The organism is Streptomyces sp. NPDC048504 (assembly GCF_043200035.1).
Classification (GTDB): Bacteria; Actinomycetota; Actinomycetes; order Streptomycetales; family Streptomycetaceae; genus Streptomyces.
Genome location: NZ_JBICXA010000005.1, coordinates 393,116 through 411,001 on the forward strand (window position 1 = coordinate 393,116; position 17,886 = coordinate 411,001).

A 17,886-nucleotide genomic window follows, 5' to 3' on the forward strand; every position below is an offset into this window, starting at 1 on the left:
AGCTGAGCTGTTCGGGCTGCCTCCCGTCAAGAGGTTGAACCGCATCGAGGGTCTCGGACACATACGTGACCACCGCTCCCGGCCTGCCGGGAGCGGTGGCGGAACGATCACTTCCGAGTGCGTCGTCCAGGCGGGCTACTTCAGCGTCGCCGAGGTCAGACCGGACTGCACCTGGCGCTGGAACGACAGATAGACGACCAGCATCGGGATCATGGCGATCGTGACACCCGCGAAGAGAACGGGCAGGTCGGAGGCGTAGCCCTGCTGTTGCTGAAGCTGGATGAGTCCCTGGGTGAGGACATAGCGCTCCGGGTCCGAGCCGCTCTGCGGCTGCATCAGGACCGTCGGCAGGATGAACTGGTTCCACTGGCCGAGGGTGTTGAAGATGCCGACGCTGATCAGCCCGGCCTTGGCCATCGGCAACATCACTTGGAAGAACGTCCGGGTGTGCGAGGCGCCGTCGAGGATCGCCGCCTCGAAGACCGCGGTGGGCAGCGTCCGGAAGAACGCGTGCATGAAGAAGACCGTGAACGGCATCGAGTAGGCGATGTAGACCAGGATCAGCCCCTGGTACGTGTTGAGCATGTCGAGGCGCTTGACCATGAAGAACAGCGGGACCAGCGCCAGGAACACCGGGAACATCGCGCCGGCGACGAAGAAGTAGTACAGCAGCCGGTTGCCCCAGAACCGGTAGCGGGCCAGCACGTACGCGGCCATCGAGCCGAACAGCATGGTCAGCGGGACCGAGAACACCAGCACGATCAAGGTGTTCAGGAAGTAGTCGCCGATGCCCTTGCTCCAGGCCCGCCGGAACACGTCGAACGACCAGTTCTGCGGCCAGCCGAAGGCCGAGTTGCCGATCTGCACGTCGGTCTTGAACGAGCTGAACACCAGCCACAGCAGCGGCAGGACGATCAGCAGGGCCCACAGGGCCAGGAAGCCGTGCGAGAAGGCGTTCAGTACGACGCCCTCGCCGCGTGGTTCACCGGGCCGGGGACGGGGCTTCCCGGCCGACGGCTGGGGCGGGACGGTGCCGCCCGCGGGGGCGGTCTCCTTCAGGGGTGCGCTCATCGTCGTATGTCTCCCGCTCAGAACTCGATGCGCTCACGGCGGGTGGCGCGCAGCGTGACCACGGACAGGACCAGGGTGAGCAGCAGCATGACGACGCCCATCGCGCAGGCGTAGCCGCTCTTCCCGAAGTAGAGGAAGTTGCGCATCATCACGGTCGACATGACGTCGCTGCCGTGGTCGGGACCGCCTCCGTAGGCGCCCATGTTGGAGGTCATGGAGGAGACCAGGACGAACATGTCCATCGCGATGATGCCGAGGTACACCCAGGCCGTCTGGACGGTCTCCCAGAGCAGCGGCAGGGTGATGCGGAAGAAGGACTGGGAGCGGCCCGCGCCGTCGATCAGGGCGGCCTCGTAGATGTCGCGCGGAATGGACTGCATGGCCGCGGAGAACAGCACCAGATAGAAGCCGACGCCGTGCCAGACCACGACCGCCATCAGCGCCCACAGCACCACGTTGGGCTCGTTGAGCCATTCCACCGGATTGTTGACGTCCACCAGGTGGAGTTTGATCAGGACACCGTTGAGCAGACCGCCGCCGTCACTGCGGTACACCGCGTTGAACAGCACCGCGAGAATCGCCAGCGACAGCACCTGCGGGAAGAAGTAGACGATTTTGTAGAACCCGCTGCCGGCGACTCCCTGCACGCCGCCGGCCTTGCTGTGTCCTCCCGCGTTCACCATGAAGGCGAAGAAGAGGGCCAGCAGAATGGTGATCACCGGGATGAACACCAGGAACAGGAGGTTGTGCCAGATGGCCTCCTTGAAGACGTCGTCGTGGAGCAGCGCTCGATAGTTGTCCAGTCCGACGAACTTGAAGGTCTGTGACTCGCCCTTCCAGTCGGTCAGCGAATAGCCGAACGTCTGGATGTACGGCCAGATCACGAAGATCAGATAGAGCGCCACGGGAACGAAGAGAAATCCCGTGACGAACCTGTACTGCCCTTTGCGCATTGGCGTTTCCTGCCCCTGGTGTCCCGAGCGTGATCAGGCGTTCCGATCAGGAGTGAACATTCTTCTTGGACGCCGGGTCCTTGGCCTGCTTGTCGACGGCGGCCTGGCAGCGCTTCAGCCACTCCTTGGGCTGGATGCGCTTGGCCATCAGCTCGTTGGACGCGTTCTGGATGGAGGTGTCCATCTCGCTGTACCAGTCCGGGTACAGGAAGCGGAAGGTGTTGTCGCCGGCCGCCTTGGACGCGTCGACCGTGGACTGGGTGCCGGGGCGCAGGGTGACGCTGGAGTCGACACCGTCCTTGAGGATGGTGAGCGAGTTGGCCTCCTTGGCGAAGAGCGTCGACCACTCCTTGGAGAGCATGTGGCGCATGAACTCCTTGGCGCCGGGGAGGTTCTTGGCCTTCGCCGGGATGATGAAGGGCTCGCCCGAGCCGGCCCGGATCGCCTCGAACGGCATCTTGCTGTCGGGCAGCAGCGGCATCGGCAGGAACTTCATGTCGAAGTCCGTTGGCGTCAGCTTCAGTTGCTCGTTCTCCAGCCAGGAACCGCAGGTGATGAACGCGGCCTTGTACTGGTTCCAGCGGGTCTGCGACTCGGTGTGGGTCAGGCCGTTGGTGCCGGGCATCAACAGGTCCTTCTCGACCACCTCGTAGATCGCCTCGACGCCGGCCTGCGCTGCGGCCGAGCCGACGAACGCCTTCGGGTCGAGGTTGTCGATCGCCTTGACGGCGTCGATCCCGCCCTTCTTGGCGATCAGGTCCATGATGGCGACGTTGATGTAGTACGGGTACTTGCCCTGGTGGGCGAGACCGCCGATGCCGGCCGCCTTCGCCTTCTGGCAGACGGCGATGAACTCGTCCCAGGTCTTCGGCGGGGTCCAGCCCTTGTCCTTGAAGAGCTTGCCGGAGTACCACAACCCCCAGACCGTGTAGATGTAGTTGAGGGCGACGACCTTGCCCTCCTGCACACCCGGGTCGAGGGTGCCGGGGATCAGCAGATCGCGCACCTTCTTGGTCGGGTCGTCGATCGCCGGGGCGTCGAGCACCGGGGAGAGATCGAGCAACTGGCCGTTCTTGTACAGGACGTCGATCTTGATCTGCTGGGCGCCGGAGTCGTCGACGATGTCCGGCGGGTTGCCCGCGTTGAAGCGCGGCTGCAGCTTGCCGGTGATCTCCTGCGTTCCGGTGTGGGTCGAACCGACGCCGATCTTCGTCTTGAAGTTGGCTTCCCACGCCTTCGCGTAGTCGTCGCCGTAACCGCCCTTGAAGACGACGACGTCGAGCGTGCTGCCCTTCTTCACGCCGAAGGGATTCGTCTTCGACGTGGTGCCCTTGGTGGAGTCGTCGCTGCTGGTGTCGTCCCCGCCGCCGCTCGCACACGCGGCCAGGAAACTCATCGTGGGTACGGAGATCAGACCGAGTGCGGCCGACCTCTTGATCAAATCGCGGCGGCCGACGCCATTGGAACCGTTGTTCTCGGCTGAAGTGGATCCCATGCTCAAGTCCTCGCCTTCAACAGGACTCAGGCGGTGAACCGGATCCTCCCCGGCACCGCGGTCAGGTCGAGCTTGGTCGTGCAGGAGTACTTCGTGCGTGCTGCTGCGAGAGCGGTGTCGAACGCGACAGGTATAGTCCACTTCCGGTCGACAGAGCAAGATCGAATGCAGGGTGGGTTGTCGGTCTTTTCCGAAGTGAGACCTCGCGGAAATATGAACGCTCTGTGTGTTCGATGCCGGAGAAATCCTCGTTATTGCCCTCGAATGCCTCACCCAACACCCTTGACACACCAGGCCACTTGACTCCCTACTGTTCCTTGCGCATCGAAGCTGACAACGTTGTCCAGCGTGCAGGGAGGATGCCCTCGTATGCATCACAGATGGTGGGGTACGGCGGTCGTGTCGACCGCCGCACTGGCTTTGCTCGTGGGTTCACAGGGGGCGGCGGTCGCCCTCCCGGCAAAGGCCCCGGCCGGCGGGGAGTTCGCCTCCTCGTTCGAGTCGGGAGACCCGGCACCGGACTGGCTGAACACGGTCGACACAGCGCCGGACGGCTCCAAGCGGGCCTCGGGCGTCGACGGCGGCTACAGCACCGGGATCCCGGGCAATGTGACCGACCATGTCACCGACGTCCGGGCCAGCTCCGAGAACACGGGCGGCGGCGAGGTGAAGGAGAACCTCGTCGACGGCGAGTCCGGCACCAAGTGGCTGACTTTCGAGCCCACCGGCTGGGTCGAGTTCGACCTCGACAAGCCGGCCAAGATAGTGACGTACGCGCTGACTTCGGCGAACGACTTCGCCGAACGCGATCCGAAGGACTGGACGCTGTCGGGCTCGACGGACGGCAAGGACTGGAAGACCCTGGACACCCGCTCCGGCGAGAGCTTCGCCGACCGGTTCCAGACGAAGTCCTACGACCTCGCCGAGCCGGCCGAGTACCAGCACTTCCGGCTCGACATCACGAAGAACAACGGCGCGAGCGGCATCCTGCAGCTCGCCGACGTCCAGTTCTCGACGGGCGGGAGCACCGCCCCCATCCCCGAGGACATGCTCTCGCTGGTCGACCGGGGCCCCAGCGGCTCCCCCACCGCCAAGGCGGGCGCCGGCTTCACCGGGAAGCGCGCACTGCGCTACGCGGGCCGTCACACGGCCACCGGGCGGGCGTACTCGTACAACAAGGTCTTCGACGTGAACGTGCCGGTCGGCCGGGACACCGCGCTCTCCTACCGGCTCTTCCCGCAGATGTCCGACGGTGACCTCGACTACGACGCCACGAACGTCTCCGTCGACCTCGCCTTCACCGACGGCACCTACCTCAGCGACCTCGGCGCGACGGACTCGCACGGCTTCGCGCTGACACCGCAGGGGCAGGGCGCGGCGAAGATCCTCTACGTCAACCAGTGGAACAACGTCCTCTCGCGGATCGGTTCGGTCGCGGCCGGGAAGACCGTCGACCGGATCCTGCTGGACTACGACTCCCCGAGCGGGCCGGCGAAGTTCCGGGGCTGGCTGGACGACGTGAGCCTGAAGTCGGTGGCGCCCGAGAAGCCGAAGGCGCATCTGTCCGACTACGCGCTGACCACCCGGGGCACCAACTCCAGCGGCAGCTTCTCGCGCGGCAACAACTTCCCCGCCGCGGCGCTGCCGCACGGCTTCAACTTCTGGACACCGGTGACGAATTCGTCGTCGCTCAGCTGGCTCTACGACTACGCACGCGCGAACAACGACGACAACCTCCCGACGCTCCAGGCGCTCAGCCTGAGCCATGAGCCCAGCCCCTGGATGGGCGACCGGCAGACCTTCCAGGTGATGCCGTCGGCCGCCTCCGGAACGCCCAACACCGACCCGACGGCACGGGAGTTGGCGTTCAAGCACGAGAACGAGACCGCGCGCCCGTACTACTACGGCGTCACGTTCGAGAACGGTCTGAAGGCCGAGATGGCCCCGACCGACCACGCGGCCTCGCTGCGCTTCACCTACCCCGGCGACGACGCGAGCGTCATCTTCGACAACGTCACCGAGCAGGCGGGCCTGACCCTCGACAAGGAGAACGGGACCGTCACCGGCTACTCGGACGTCAAGTCCGGGCTGTCCACCGGGGCTACGCGGCTCTTCGTCTACGGCACGTTCGACGCGCCCGTGACGGACGGCTCCTCCAGCGGCGTCAAGGGCTATCTGAAGTTCAAGCCGGGCGCCGACCACACGGTCACCCTGCGCCTGGCCACCTCGCTGATCAGCGTCGACCAGGCGAAGGACAACCTGCGCCAGGAGATCCCGGACGGCACCTCCTTCGACACGGTCAAGCAGCGGGCCCAGAAGGTGTGGGACAAGCTGCTCGGCAAGGTCGAGGTGGAGGGCGCCACGCCGGACCAGCTGACGACCCTGTACTCCAGCATGTACCGGCTGTACCTGTACCCCAACTCCGGCTTCGAGAAGGTCGGTTCGACGTACCAGTACGCCTCGCCGTTCTCCCCGATGACGAGCCAGGACACCCCGACGCACACCGGCGCGAAGATCGTCGACGGCAAGGTGTACGTCAACAACGGCTTCTGGGACACGTATCGGACGACCTGGCCGGCCTACTCGTTCCTGACGCCCAGTCAGGCGGGTGAGATGGTCGACGGGTTCGTGCAGCAGTACAAGGACGGCGGCTGGACCTCGCGCTGGTCCTCCCCCGGCTACGCGGACCTCATGACGGGCACGTCCTCGGACGTCGCGTTCGCGGACGCGTACGTCAAGGGCGTGAAGTTCGACGCCAAGTCGGCCTACGACGCGGCCGTGAAGAACGCGACCGTCGTCCCGCCCGCCTCCGGCGTGGGCCGCAAGGGCATGACCACCTCGCCCTTCCTCGGCTACACGAGCACCGACACCGGCGAGGGCTTCTCCTGGGCGATGGAGGGCTATGTCAACGACTACGGCATCGCGCAGATGGGCCAGGCCCTCTACAAGAAGACCGGCGAGAAGCACTACAAGGAGGAGTCCGAGTACTTCCTCAACCGCGCCCAGGACTACGTGAACCTCTTCGACAAGCAGGCCGGGTTCTTCCAGGGCAAGGACGCCAAGGGCAACTGGCGGCTGGACTCGGCGAGTTACGACCCGAAGATCTGGGGCTACGACTACACGGAGACCGACGGCTGGGGCTACGCCTTCACCGCCCCGCAGGACAGCCGCGGCCTCGCCAACCTCTACGGCGGCCAGAAAGCCCTCGGCGACAAGCTCGACCAGTACTTCAGCACCCCCGAGACCGCATCGCCCACCAACGCCGGTTCCTATGGCGGTGTCATCCACGAGATGACGGAGGCGCGGGACGTCCGCATGGGCCAGTACGGCCACTCCAACCAGGTCGCCCACCACGTCACGTACATGTACGACGCGGCCGGCGAGCCCTGGAAGGCGCAGAAGGACGTGCGCGAGGTGCTGTCGCGGCTCTACACCGGCAGCGAGATCGGGCAGGGCTACCACGGCGACGAGGACAACGGCGAGCAGTCGGCCTGGTACCTCTTCTCCGCACTCGGCTTCTACCCGCTGGTGATGGGCAGCGGCGAATACGCCATCGGCTCCCCGCTGTTCACCAAGGCGACCGTGCACCTGGAGAACGGCAAGGACCTCGTCGTCAAGGCGCCGAAGAACAGCACGAAGAACGTCTACGTCCAGAGTCTGAAGGTCAACGGCAAGGCCTGGACGTCGACTTCACTCCCGCACTCGCTGCTGGAGAAGGGCGGAGTGCTGGACTTCTCCATGGGCTCCAAGCCCTCGTCGTGGGGCAGCGGCAAGAACGCGGCGCCCGTGTCCATCACCAAGGACGACAAGGTGCCGACGCCCCGCAGCGACCAACTCGCCGGTGTCGGCGCCCTGTTCGACAACACGTCGGCCACGGACGCGACGGTGACCTCGGTGGACCTGCCGCTCGCGAAGGCCACCAAGGGCATCCAGTACACGCTGACGTCGTCGGCGGACCACACGCAGGCACCGACCGGCTGGACCCTCCAGGGCTCGGCCGACGGCACCACGTGGAAGACGCTCGACAAGCGCTCCGGCGAATCCTTCACCTGGGACAAGCAGACGCGCGTCTTCTCGGTCAAGTCACCTGGCTCGTACGCGCGTTACCGCTTGGTCCTGGACAGTTCCTCGACACTCGCGGAGGTGGAACTGCTGGCCTGAGGCACGGTCACGGCACGGGGAGGCGGGGCAGCAGCCGCCGCAACGCCTCCGCGTGCTGGTGGACCCGTCTGAGCACACCTCTTCGGGTCGACGCGAAGACGGGGACGTCCTGGGCCGGGCCGCACGCGGCGGCCTTGTACAGGTCGTCGAGCCACGCCCCGCTCCCCCTGGTGCCGTCCGGCGCCAGGGGGATCAGTCGTGTCAGGACCTCCGATTCGGCGCCGCCCAGGAACCAGACGCGCACCATCAGATCCCCGCGCAGATAGCGCAGGCCGCCGTCTATGTCCTCGGGCGGCGCGAAGCCCTCGTCCCCCACCAGGAACGCGAAGGCCGTGCGCGCCTCGGCCCGGAACTCCTCGGGCAGCTGCGGCCGTTTCACCATCTGCGGATGCTCGCACGCGACGACGCGCCCCCGCCACCGGAACGGACGAGGGCGCGTCGAGTGGACGTCAGTTCACCGCAAGGGTGAACACATGGAGATCCGGGTCGTCCGGAAGTGTCACGCTCTTGATGGTCTTGCCCGTGGGCGCCGCGAACGGCCTGGTGGCGAACACATAGGTGGCTACCGGGTCTTTGTCCGCACCCGCGACATTGCGGTACGCGGTCCTGGCGACGACCTCGTTGCCGTACTGCACCGTGCCGCCGCCCCCGCCGACCGTCCAGTCCGTGAAGGACAGGTCGATGGCGTCCGTGCTGCCGTCGGTGTAGGTGACGGTCGCCTTGGTCTGCTGGTTGCCGTTGACCGCGCTGCCCACGAAGGACAACGTGCTTGCGGACTGCGGGAGTTGGACGGTCTGACCGGCCGCCGACACGTTGTCCGGGCGCCCGTTCGGCGAGCTGGGCCAGGTGAAGCCGAGCCCGTCCACCGTGCCCGTACCGCCCGGGGTCAGCCCGGCCGCCTCCAGCGCCTGGAGGGAGTAGCTCCAGCCGCCTCCGTCGTAGTCCGCCTCGTCGTGCTCACCGGTGTCGTCGGAGACGCCGGTGTTGTTGTAGGCGGCGAGGAGGGTGCCGGGCGCGGCGACCGTCAGGGACACCGGCTGCTCGTACGACGCGCCGCCCGAGGTGACGGTGACCTTCACGTCGTAGAAGCCCTGCCGGACGTCGGCGGCGGCGGTGAGGGTGATGTCCTGGGAGCCGTCGACGACCGTGCCCTGTGCGGGAGTTGCCGTGACTCCGGTGGGGGTCTCGACGCTGTAGCGGACCTCGGGTCCGGTGCCGCCGCTCAGGGACAGGGCCTTGATGTTGACCTTGGTGCTCTCGCCGGGCGCGAGGGTCGCGGCGGTCGGGCCGACGCCGATCTGGTACGGCTGTTCGCCGGTGCGGAAGGACGGCGGGGCGTCGGCGGGGTCGCTGCCCCAGGCGCGGTTCGGGGTGGTGGAGAGGGTGTAGTCGAGGGTGCCGCCGTTCCTGACGATCGAGGACGAGAGCCAAGGCTGTTGCGTGCTACGGCCGTTGACCTTCAGGGACTGGATGTACGGGGCGTCGGTCGCGGCGCCCTTCGCACGGATGGAGATGCCGTTGCCGTGCGGGCGATTGATCTCGATGCGCTCGAACAGCGGTGAGGCGAGGGTGAGTTCGGCGCGGGAGGGGACCTGGGGGTACATGCCGAGCGCCGAGAAGACGTACCAGGACGACATCTCGCCGAGGTCGTCGTTGCCGGGGATGCCGGCCGGGTCGGTCGTCCAGAGCTGCTTCATGGCCGCCCTGACCGTCTCCTGGGTCTTGTAGGGCTCGCCCGCGTAGTCGTACAGGTAGGGGACGTTGACGGACGGTTCGTTGTCCAGCTCCGACTTGTCGCCACCGCTGCCCGTGAAGGCCCAACTCCCGTCCGCCTCATGGAAGAAGGAGTCGAGGCGGGCGAGCGCCTTGTCGGTGCCGCCCATCGCCGCGAAGAGGCCCGCAGGGTTGTGCTGGACCATCCACGTGTACTGGGCGGCCGTGCCCTCCACGAAGCCGTTGCCGGTGCCCGGGGTGAAGCCGGTGACCCAACTGCCGTCCGCCTTGCGGTTGGCGATGTAGCCGCCGGTGGGGTCGGCGGCGATGTTGAAGTTGTTCTGCCACCACTGGGCGCGCTGGGCGAAGTCGGCCGCCGTGCTCTTCTTCCCTGCCGCTGTTGCGAGTTGGGAGAGCGCGAAGTCCGCCGTGGACATCTCCAGCGTCTCGGCGGCGCCGCCCCAGGCGTTGGAGACGGACGGCATGTAGTGCAGGTTCAAGTACTTGTCCAGGGAGGGGCGTTGGCCCACCGAGAGCACCGGCTTGCCCGAGGAGGACAGGTCCTGTGCGGTGGGGACGGTGGCCGCCTGGACGAGGGAGGCAAGGGCCCCCTTCAGGTCGAAGTCGGTGCCGCCGAAGGCGCGGATGCCGGCGAGGGCGGTGGGTGAGGGGTCGCCGTTCATGACGTGGGTGCCGCTCGCGCCGTGCAGCCAGCGGTCCCAGACTCCCCCGTTCTGCTGGGCGAGTTCGTAGAGGGACTGGGCGATGTCCGAGCCGGTGCGGGGGCTGAGGAGGGTGAGCAGTTGGACTTGCGACCGGTAGATGTCCCAGCCGGAGAAGGTGCCGTACTGCGCCTGATGACCCCGGCTGACCTTGTGCACCTTGCCGTCGCTGCCCGTGTATCTGCGGTCGGCGTCGCTGATGACGTTCGGGTGCAGGAGGGAGTGGTAGAGCGCGGTGTAGAAGGTGGTGCGCTCGGGGTCGGTGCCGCCGCCCACCTTGATCGCGCCGAGCTGGTCGCGCCAGGCGCGGTGGGCCGCGTCCTCGACGGCGTCGAAGGAGCGCTTCGGCGGGTTCTCCGCGGCGAGGTTGGCCTGGGCGCCGGCCTGACTGACGTACGAGATGCCGACCTTGACGCCGACCGGGCCGGTGCCGGGCTCGAACTCTACGTAGCCGCCCGCGCCCTTGCCCGCGACGGGCCGGCCGCCCGTGCTGAACCCGCCCGTGCCGCCGGTCGCGGAGGTCGAGCCCGGGGTCAGCTTGTCGTCCTGCCAAGTGCCGGTGGTCTTGAAGGCGCGGTCGAAGGTGGCGGTGAAGTACAGGGTGTAGTAGGCGCGTTGGCCCTCGGGGTCGAGGTAGCCGCAGAAGTTGCCGGAGGTGACCGAGCCGGAGACCGTGCGGGTCGACGGGTCGATGGTGACCGACGAATCGGTGGACCCCACCTCGGAGTTGGCGGTGCGGATCAGCAGCGAGGCGGGCTTGTCGGCCGGATAGGTGAAGCGGCCGGAACCGGTGCGGGCCGTCGCGGTGAGGTCGGCGGTGACTCCGGACGCGAGGCCGACCTTGTAGTGGCCGGGCTCGGCGGTCTCGTCGGTGTGGCTGAAGTCGGAGGCGTAGACGGCGTCCTTGGTGTCGCTCGCGGGCGACGAGGTGACCTCACCGGCGTACGGGAAGAACGGGATGTCGCCGCTGCCGCCCGCGCAGCCCGTGCCCGACATGTGGGTGAGGCTGAAGCCGCGGATGCGGGTGGCGTCGTACTGGTAACCGCCTGGCGCGGCCGTACTTGTCGCACTGCCTCTGGTGTTCTCCGGGCTCCAGGAGAGCATGCCGAAGGGCACGACGGCGCCCGGGAAGACGTTGCCGCCGTTCTTGGTGCCGATCAGCGGATCGACGTAGGCGCTGGGGTCCTTGACGAGTTGTGGTGGGGCGGCGGTGGCCGCCAGGGCGGGGGTGGCGCCGCCGACCGCGAGTGCGGCGGCCAGTGCCGCGGCGGGCAATGTTCGCCCACCAAGGAGCGGCGTCCGGTGCGTGCTCTCGGCGTGCCGGCCGGAAGCCCTCGTACTGGACGTACTTGGGCTTTCGGCCGGTGCGGCGAGTGGGGGCACCTCCCAGGCCCTTGAGGCACTGGGGGAGCGTGCCGGGCGTCGCGACGGGGCGGACATTGCCTGTCGCGGCACTGGCAACAGGGACATGGGACGGAAACGCATGACGCGGCCCCTCCTCCTTCGGACGGGTCGCGCACCACAGGTCGCACAAGCCGCAGGGACAGTAACGTGCGCCACCCGTACCACGGAAGAGCGCGTGCCCAGGTGAGGACGCACGGCGCGGACACTCGGACGGCCGACGCGGCCCAACTGGCTTGACATCGTTGTCCGTTGGGGCGGTAGAGTCATATGCAGACCATTCGACAACGTTGTCGCACCACAGTGTCGCGCCAAGCCACGCACCACCCGGGCAGGTTCAACCCCCATTGCCTGTCCGGCTCGCGGACCCGGTGGCCCCCGACCACCGGGTCCGCCCCGAGCACCGGCTCAACCGACCTGGCAGGGAAGGGCAGTTGCCGGATCACCGCCGTCGCCGTTCACGACGTATCCGAAGGTCGTGCTCTGCCCCGGACTCAGTGAGCCGTTCCAGTCGGCGTTGTGGACCATCACGTCCTGGCCGCTGTAGGTCGCGTTGCCGTTCCAGAGGCTGGCGACCGACTGGCCTGCGGGGAGTTCCCAGTTGACCATCCAGCCGAGCATCGGGACGTCGCCGGAGTTGGTGACGGTCACCTCGGACTGGTAGCCGCCGGGCCAGGTGCCGGTCGTGTGCCGGGTTGCCGAACAGACGCCGGGGACCGGGTCGGTGGGGTTGCCCGGGTCGTGAATGCCCGTCACCTCACCGTTGCCGCCGTCGAACACGACGTCCGAGCAGGAGTAGAAGGTCTCCGTGCTGTCCGAGCGCTGCCACACCATGTAGATGATGTGCCGCCCCGACTTGCCCGCCGGAAGCTGCCCGGTCCAGGAGTAGTTGGCCTCGACCGTGCCCGGGGTGCCGTTGAGCGGCGGGTGGTCGACCGTGAGGAACGGGGTGTCCTCCATGTCGTCCCAGGTGAGTGTCTTCGTCGGGTCGAAGCCGTCCTTGGTGATGTAGACGTAGAACCAACCCGGGTGCGCCGCCCAGGCGTTGTACGAGAAGTCGACCGTCGCGCCGGAGGTCAGATGCGTCAACGGCCAGTCGTCGCGCGGGAGGTCGAAGCCCGTGAAGTTCGGGTTGCCACCGCTGCACAGTTCGCCGTCCGGCACGAAGCCCCGGGTGCGGCCGGCGCCGTCGGAGCGCAGCACCGAGAACCAGTTGTAGAACGGCGTTGTGCCGCTGACCTGTTGGGCCGCCTTGCACGCCGGGTTGACGGGTTTGATCTCACCGGTGTCGGTGAGCGCGTCCTGCCAGCAGAGGAAGGTGCGGCTGCCGGGTTTCATGGGGGTGCCGTGCGCCTCCGCCCGGCCACCCGTGGCGAGGATCAGGGCCAGGGCGGGGACGGTGGTGAGCAGGGCCAGGAGCACGAGGAAGAGGGCTCGGTGAGGGGTGGGGCGCGGTAATCGCGGTAGGACACCGGGAGTTGGGCTTGACTTTGTCACGGACATGACAGTTCTACGTCCCTTCGGTCGGTGGGTGCGAGGAACGTTCGGGGGTGGTTGCGTGGGGTGGGGCGACCCGGTGCCGTCCGACGGGTTCCGGACCGCCGGGCGGGTGGGAGCGCTCCCACCCCACTTGTCCGTGAAGTTAGCGCGGACTGGGGTGGCTGTAAACGGCGGGGGCGCTTGAAGATGCTTGCGCTCCGCGAGCTCGCGGCCCGGGAGTGCGCGCCGGGGTTGACTTCTGATGGGGTGTCAGATGCCCCAGGCGGCCCGGATCGTTGCCGCTTCTCGTTCTGCCTGGCGCTTGCCGATGAGGAGAGCCTGGCCGGCGATCTCCGGATCCATCATTTTCACCGGAGCCTTGAGGTGACCGAAATCGGGCTCCACGGGTACCAGCCGGGCTGTTTCGCGCAACTGGGTCAACTCCGCGTCCGCTCTCACGGTCGAAGCGGAAAGCTCGCTGCCGGCTCCGCCGCCCCGGGACCCGAGGGGAAAGCAGGAAATGGCCACGAGAAGGTCGGCCGGCGGGGCCACCGCTGCGTTCAGGTGATTGAGGATGCCGCCGTCCATGTAGCGGGCTCCTTCGATGGTGACGGTGGGGAACAGCATCGGGACGACGCAACTGGCAGCGACAGCGTGCAGCAGCGGCACACCCGATTCCTGGCCCCACACGACGAGTTCGCCGGTGTCGGTGTTGATCGCGGTACATCGGAACCCGGCGGGCCAGGCGGCACCGTCGAGTGTTTCGAGCAGGCCGAGGTAGTCGTCCTCGGTGAGCACGGTTGTCGCCTCCCGGGCCGCGGAGCCGATCGCTCGTAGCGCTTGCCGCGGGTCGGCGGCGAGGGCGGCTCGGCGCGATGCGTTCAGGAAGGCTTCCGAGCCTGCCGTCAGGCCGGCGAAGTCGATCTTCTGCCCGACCGCCGCCAGGACCGCGAGGGCGTCGGTGGACTCGCGGCCGCCGGCCAGCAGCGCACCGACCAGGGCTCCGGCGGACGTTCCCACGACGGCCGAGGCCCCCGCCAGGTCGACACCGGCTTCACGCAGCCCTGTGAGCAGACCTGTCTGCCAGGCGACACCGACGGTGCCGCCGCCCCCGAGAACGACCGTGCGCGTCGGTGAGTCCATTCGCCGAGAAGGATTCCCGTGTTCTTCGATCGCGTTCAGTGCCATGTCAGGCCTCCCGGTCCGCCGCGGCAGTTCGCTCAACCGCCGTTGAGCAGAGACCGTACCCCATTCACTCAACGCCTGTAGAGTGAGACCGTGACCGAGACCTCCCGTGACGCCAGACGTGCCCGTACCGCACAGCGGATCCTCGACGCCGCCCAACAGGAATTCGCGACACGAGGCTTCGACGGCGCGACGATCCGGGGCATCGCCGGCGTGGCGGGAGTGGATGCCTCGCTGGTGATGCAGCACTTCGGCTCGAAGGCCGCCCTTTTCAACTCGGCCGTCCAACTGCCCGGCGACGACGAGCAGAGCGCCGCCGAGCATCTTCTGGAGGTCCTCGCCGTCAGGCTGGGTGAACTACCCCCCGAGACGACCGCTCTCGTCCGGTCCATGCTGACGGTGCCGGAAGCGGCGGACTCGATGCGGTCCTTCCTCGACGAACGCGTCGACAATCTCGCCCGGTCACTGGACGGGGACGACGCACACCTGCGCGCCCTGATCACCGTGAGCGGCATCCTCGGCCTGACGATCACGCAGCACTTCCTGAAGCTGCGCGCCTTCGACGACGTCTCCCACGCATCGCTGCTGGATGCCGCCCGCGGGTGGACCGCATACCTGTCGAGCGACTCGTGAGCCCGTCGCCCACGGCCGCGGCCGGGTCCCCTACGATCCCGGCATGATCGCAGTCGCCGTCACGGTCGCACTGGCCTTCGCCGGATATGTCGCCACGTACCTCAACGGTCTGCGGCTGACCCAGCGACAGGAGCGGCTCGCCCGGGTCAATCGTCAACTCAGCGACTTCTACGGTCCGTTGTTCGCCCTGACGGAGGCCAACACCCGCACCTTCGCCGCGTTCGTGGAGCGGCATGCCCGGCACGAGGGCGTCTCGCCCTTCAGTGACGAGATTCCGCCGAGCGACGAGGAACTCGCCGAGTGGCGGCTGTGGGTGACGACCGTTTTCCTGCCGTCCCTGCGGAAGATGCGCGATCTCGTCGTCGGGCGGGCGGATCTGCTGCGCGAGCCGGAAATGCCGTCGGTGCTGCTGGATCTGTGCGCGCACACGGCGGGATACGAGATCACGGTGGCGCGCTGGGCGCGGGGCGACCTCTCGGAGCACCTGTCGCTGGTCTGGTTCCCCGGCACGGAGCTGGCCGCATACGCGCGGCGGGGCTTCGGCGAACTGAAGCTGGAACAGGCGCGGTTGCTGGGCGGCCGCAGATGACCGGGGTGGCCGGACGGGGCGATGCACGGGGTGGGGCAGACAGGACTTTCTCCGGCCGGCGCCACAGTGGCCCCACAGACTTGACCCAGTTTTGGCCAAGCGCGCCATGTGGTGACTGGCGTGCGGTCCTGTTCACTTGTCGCGTCCACGGGGTTGGTTCTTGACGTTTTCTGAGTCGAGTGGGCGTTGCGATGGAGGAACAGCTCATGAGAAGACAGATCCGCGGTGCGCTGGCCGCGTTCACCGGAGCACTGCTGCTCACCATGGGAGTCACCACGACCGGCGGTCATTCCGCGCGGGCCGATGACAACGGTGTCGGGCTCAAACCCGTGCTGGGGTGGAGCAGTTGGAGCTTCGTGAGGCGCGATCCGACCGCGCAGACCATCGAGGCGCAGGCGAAGGCGCTCAAGGACAGCGGGCTGGCGAAAAACGGCTTCGTCTACGCCAACGTCGACGACTTCTGGTACCAGTGCCCCGGCAGTCAGGGGCCGGACGTCGACCAGTACGGCCGCTGGGTCACCGACCCCGTCAAGTTCCCGCCGCGCGGCGGTGAGAACGGCGTCCAGGTCGTGGCCGACTATGTCCACTCCCTGGGGCTGAAGTTCGGCCTGTACGTCACGCCCGGCATCTCGCAGCAGGCGGTCGCCAAGAACACCGCGATCAAGGGGACCGCCTACCACGCGCGGGACATCGCCACCACGGCGACGGAGAGCAACTACAACTGCGGCGGCATGGTCGGCATCGACTACACCGAGCCCGGCGCGCAGACGTTCATCGACTCGTGGGCCGGTCAGTTCGCCGGGTGGGGCATCGACTATCTGAAGATCGACGGTGTCGGCACGTCCGACCAACAGGACGTCCAGGCCTGGTCGGACGCCCTGCGTCACACCGGCCGGCCGATCCACCTTGAACTGTCCAACAACCTCGACATCAACAACGCGGCCACCTGGAAGAAACTCTCCAACGGCTGGCGCACCGGCGGCGACATCGAGTGCTACTGCGGTCCGGACGGCAGCAGTTACCCCCTGACCACCTGGTCCTCCATCGCCTCCCGCTTCGACCAGGTCGCGGCCTGGGCACCGTACGGCGGTCCCGGCGGTTACAACGACTACGACTCCCTGGAGATCGGGAACGGCGCCGACAACGGCCTCACCCCCGACGAGCGCCGGACGCAGATGAGCCTGTGGTCGCTGGCCGCCTCCCCGCTCATCCTCGGCACCGACCTCACCCATCTCGACCCGGCCGACCTCGCGTTGCTGAAGAACACCGATGTCCTCGCGGTCGACCAGGACGGCATCGACGCCAAGCGCATCTCCTCGGACGCGAATTCGCAGGTGTTCGCCAAGACCGAGGCCGACGGGGACGTCGTGGTCGGGCTGTTCAACACCGGGTCGGCGCCCCGTGAAGTCGCCACTTCCGCAGGCGCGTTGGGTCTGCACGGGGCGCGCGACTACGCCCTGCGGGATCTGTGGGGGCATGGGCTGACCGAGTCGGCTGGCCGCATCGCCGCCAATGTGCCCGCGCACGGTGTGGTCCTGTACCGGGTCCACGGCACCCACCGCACGATGACCGGCGCGGCTCCGGACGTCTCGTTCGGGCTCGACTGGGCGCCCGCGTCGAGCGACAGCACCACCCGTACCGTGACCGCGGTCCTGTCCGACAACGGGTCGCGGTCGATCACCGATGCCGGCCTGACCCTCACCGGGCCGGCCGGCACGAAGATCACCACGCGCTCCGTGACCCGGGCTCGGACGGTCCGTGGCGGCCATGCGTTGAAGGCCACCTACTCCGTGTCCATCCCGCCCTCGGCGAAGCTCTTCGCCTCCAACGACTTTCAGGGGACGGCGAGTTACCGTTTCCGGTCGTCGGGGAAGACCCGCCTCACCGCCGGTGACACGATCACGGTCAACCACCAAGTGACCGCCCCGTACCGGACGTTCGCGTCCACCACCGCGAGCTTCAGCGAGTCCGGCACCCAACTCGGTATCCGGGCGCAGGGTGCGGACCTGTACAACGGCACCAACGAATACGGCTCGATCTATCTGCCGGGAGCCGAGCACGACGGTTCGGTGACGACCGTGAAGCTCAACTCCCAGTCGGACACGGATGTCTGGGCGAAGGCCGGGATCATGGTCCGCAACGACATCACCCAGCCCAACACCTCACCCGGGTACGTGGCCCTCGTCGCGACCCCGGGCAACGGCTACCTCCTCGACTGGGACAGCGACGGCGACGGAAAGCTGGACTCGCAGGACTCCGCCGGCACCGCCGCCTACCCGTCATGGCTGAAGCTCGTCCGCAACGGCACCAGCTACAGCGGCTATTACTCGACCGACAACGCCACTTGGAACCTGGTCGGCACCATCACCGTCCCCACCGCTGCGGCCACCCAGGACGTGGGCCTCACCCAGACCTCGCACGCCTCGGGCACGACGGGCGAGGCCGACTTCGACGGGTTCACTACCAGTCCCTAGCCCACTGCCC

The 17,886-nt window shown here is 67.5% G+C and carries 11 protein-coding genes; 4 read left to right on the forward strand and 7 right to left on the reverse strand.

The window, feature by feature from the left end; translation table 11 throughout:
* Nucleotides 1-135: 135 nt before the first annotated feature.
* From ACGFY9_RS15485 to ngcE, 3 genes are read right to left on the reverse strand one after another with little or no spacing between them, the layout of a single operon-like run.
* The gene (locus ACGFY9_RS15485; protein ID WP_393754332.1) at nucleotides 136-1,071 is read right to left on the reverse strand and encodes a carbohydrate ABC transporter permease; all 936 of its coding nucleotides are present in this window, start codon (nucleotides 1,069-1,071) and stop codon (nucleotides 136-138) included.
* Nucleotides 1,072-1,088: 17 nt separating this feature from the next.
* Entirely contained in the window at nucleotides 1,089-2,024 is a 936-nt protein-coding gene (locus ACGFY9_RS15490; RefSeq protein ID WP_393754334.1) for a carbohydrate ABC transporter permease, read from the reverse strand.
* A gap of 46 nt (nucleotides 2,025-2,070) precedes the next feature.
* Nucleotides 2,071-3,519, reverse strand: coding sequence for an N-acetylglucosamine/diacetylchitobiose ABC transporter substrate-binding protein (gene ngcE, locus ACGFY9_RS15495; RefSeq protein ID WP_393754336.1), 1,449 nt, complete (start codon nucleotides 3,517-3,519; stop codon nucleotides 2,071-2,073).
* Nucleotides 3,520-3,888: 369 nt separating this feature from the next.
* Between ngcE and ACGFY9_RS15500 the strand changes: the two genes are divergently transcribed.
* Nucleotides 3,889-7,680 carry a GH92 family glycosyl hydrolase gene (locus tag ACGFY9_RS15500; RefSeq protein ID WP_393754338.1) on the forward strand — a complete coding sequence of 1,264 codons (3,792 nt, stop codon included), beginning with the start codon at nucleotides 3,889-3,891 and terminating at the stop codon, nucleotides 7,678-7,680.
* 7 nt (nucleotides 7,681-7,687) lie between these two features.
* On the opposite strand, the gene ACGFY9_RS15505 is transcribed toward ACGFY9_RS15500, so the two are convergent.
* The 4 genes from ACGFY9_RS15505 to ACGFY9_RS15520 all read right to left on the reverse strand — a co-directional run bounded on the left by ACGFY9_RS15505 (nucleotide 7,688) and on the right by ACGFY9_RS15520 (nucleotide 14,183).
* Nucleotides 7,688-8,062 carry a hypothetical protein gene (locus ACGFY9_RS15505; RefSeq protein ID WP_393754340.1) on the reverse strand — a complete coding sequence of 125 codons (375 nt, stop codon included), beginning with the start codon at nucleotides 8,060-8,062 and terminating at the stop codon, nucleotides 7,688-7,690.
* 67 nt (nucleotides 8,063-8,129) lie between these two features.
* On the reverse strand, nucleotides 8,130-11,390 hold the full coding sequence (locus ACGFY9_RS15510) for a GH92 family glycosyl hydrolase (RefSeq protein ID WP_393754342.1): 3,261 nt from the start codon (nucleotides 11,388-11,390) through the stop codon (nucleotides 8,130-8,132).
* Nucleotides 11,391-11,924: 534 nt separating this feature from the next.
* Entirely contained in the window at nucleotides 11,925-13,019 is a 1,095-nt protein-coding gene (locus ACGFY9_RS15515) for a lytic polysaccharide monooxygenase (protein ID WP_393754344.1), read from the reverse strand.
* Between the two features lie 246 nt (nucleotides 13,020-13,265).
* A complete protein-coding gene (locus ACGFY9_RS15520; RefSeq protein WP_393754346.1) occupies nucleotides 13,266-14,183 on the reverse strand; it encodes a patatin-like phospholipase family protein in 918 nt (305 codons plus the stop codon).
* A 90-nt stretch (nucleotides 14,184-14,273) separates the two neighbouring features.
* Between ACGFY9_RS15520 and ACGFY9_RS15525 the strand changes: the two genes are divergently transcribed.
* From ACGFY9_RS15525 to ACGFY9_RS15535, 3 genes are all read left to right on the forward strand, one after another.
* On the forward strand, nucleotides 14,274-14,813 hold the full coding sequence (locus tag ACGFY9_RS15525; RefSeq protein ID WP_393754348.1) for a TetR/AcrR family transcriptional regulator: 540 nt from the start codon (nucleotides 14,274-14,276) through the stop codon (nucleotides 14,811-14,813).
* A gap of 43 nt (nucleotides 14,814-14,856) precedes the next feature.
* Nucleotides 14,857-15,402: a hypothetical protein gene (locus ACGFY9_RS15530; protein ID WP_393754350.1), complete on the forward strand. Its 546-nt coding sequence runs from the start codon at nucleotides 14,857-14,859 to the stop codon at nucleotides 15,400-15,402.
* Between the two features lie 206 nt (nucleotides 15,403-15,608).
* On the forward strand, nucleotides 15,609-17,876 hold the full coding sequence (locus ACGFY9_RS15535; protein WP_393754352.1) for an NEW3 domain-containing protein: 2,268 nt from the start codon (nucleotides 15,609-15,611) through the stop codon (nucleotides 17,874-17,876).
* Nucleotides 17,877-17,886 lie beyond the last annotated feature (10 nt).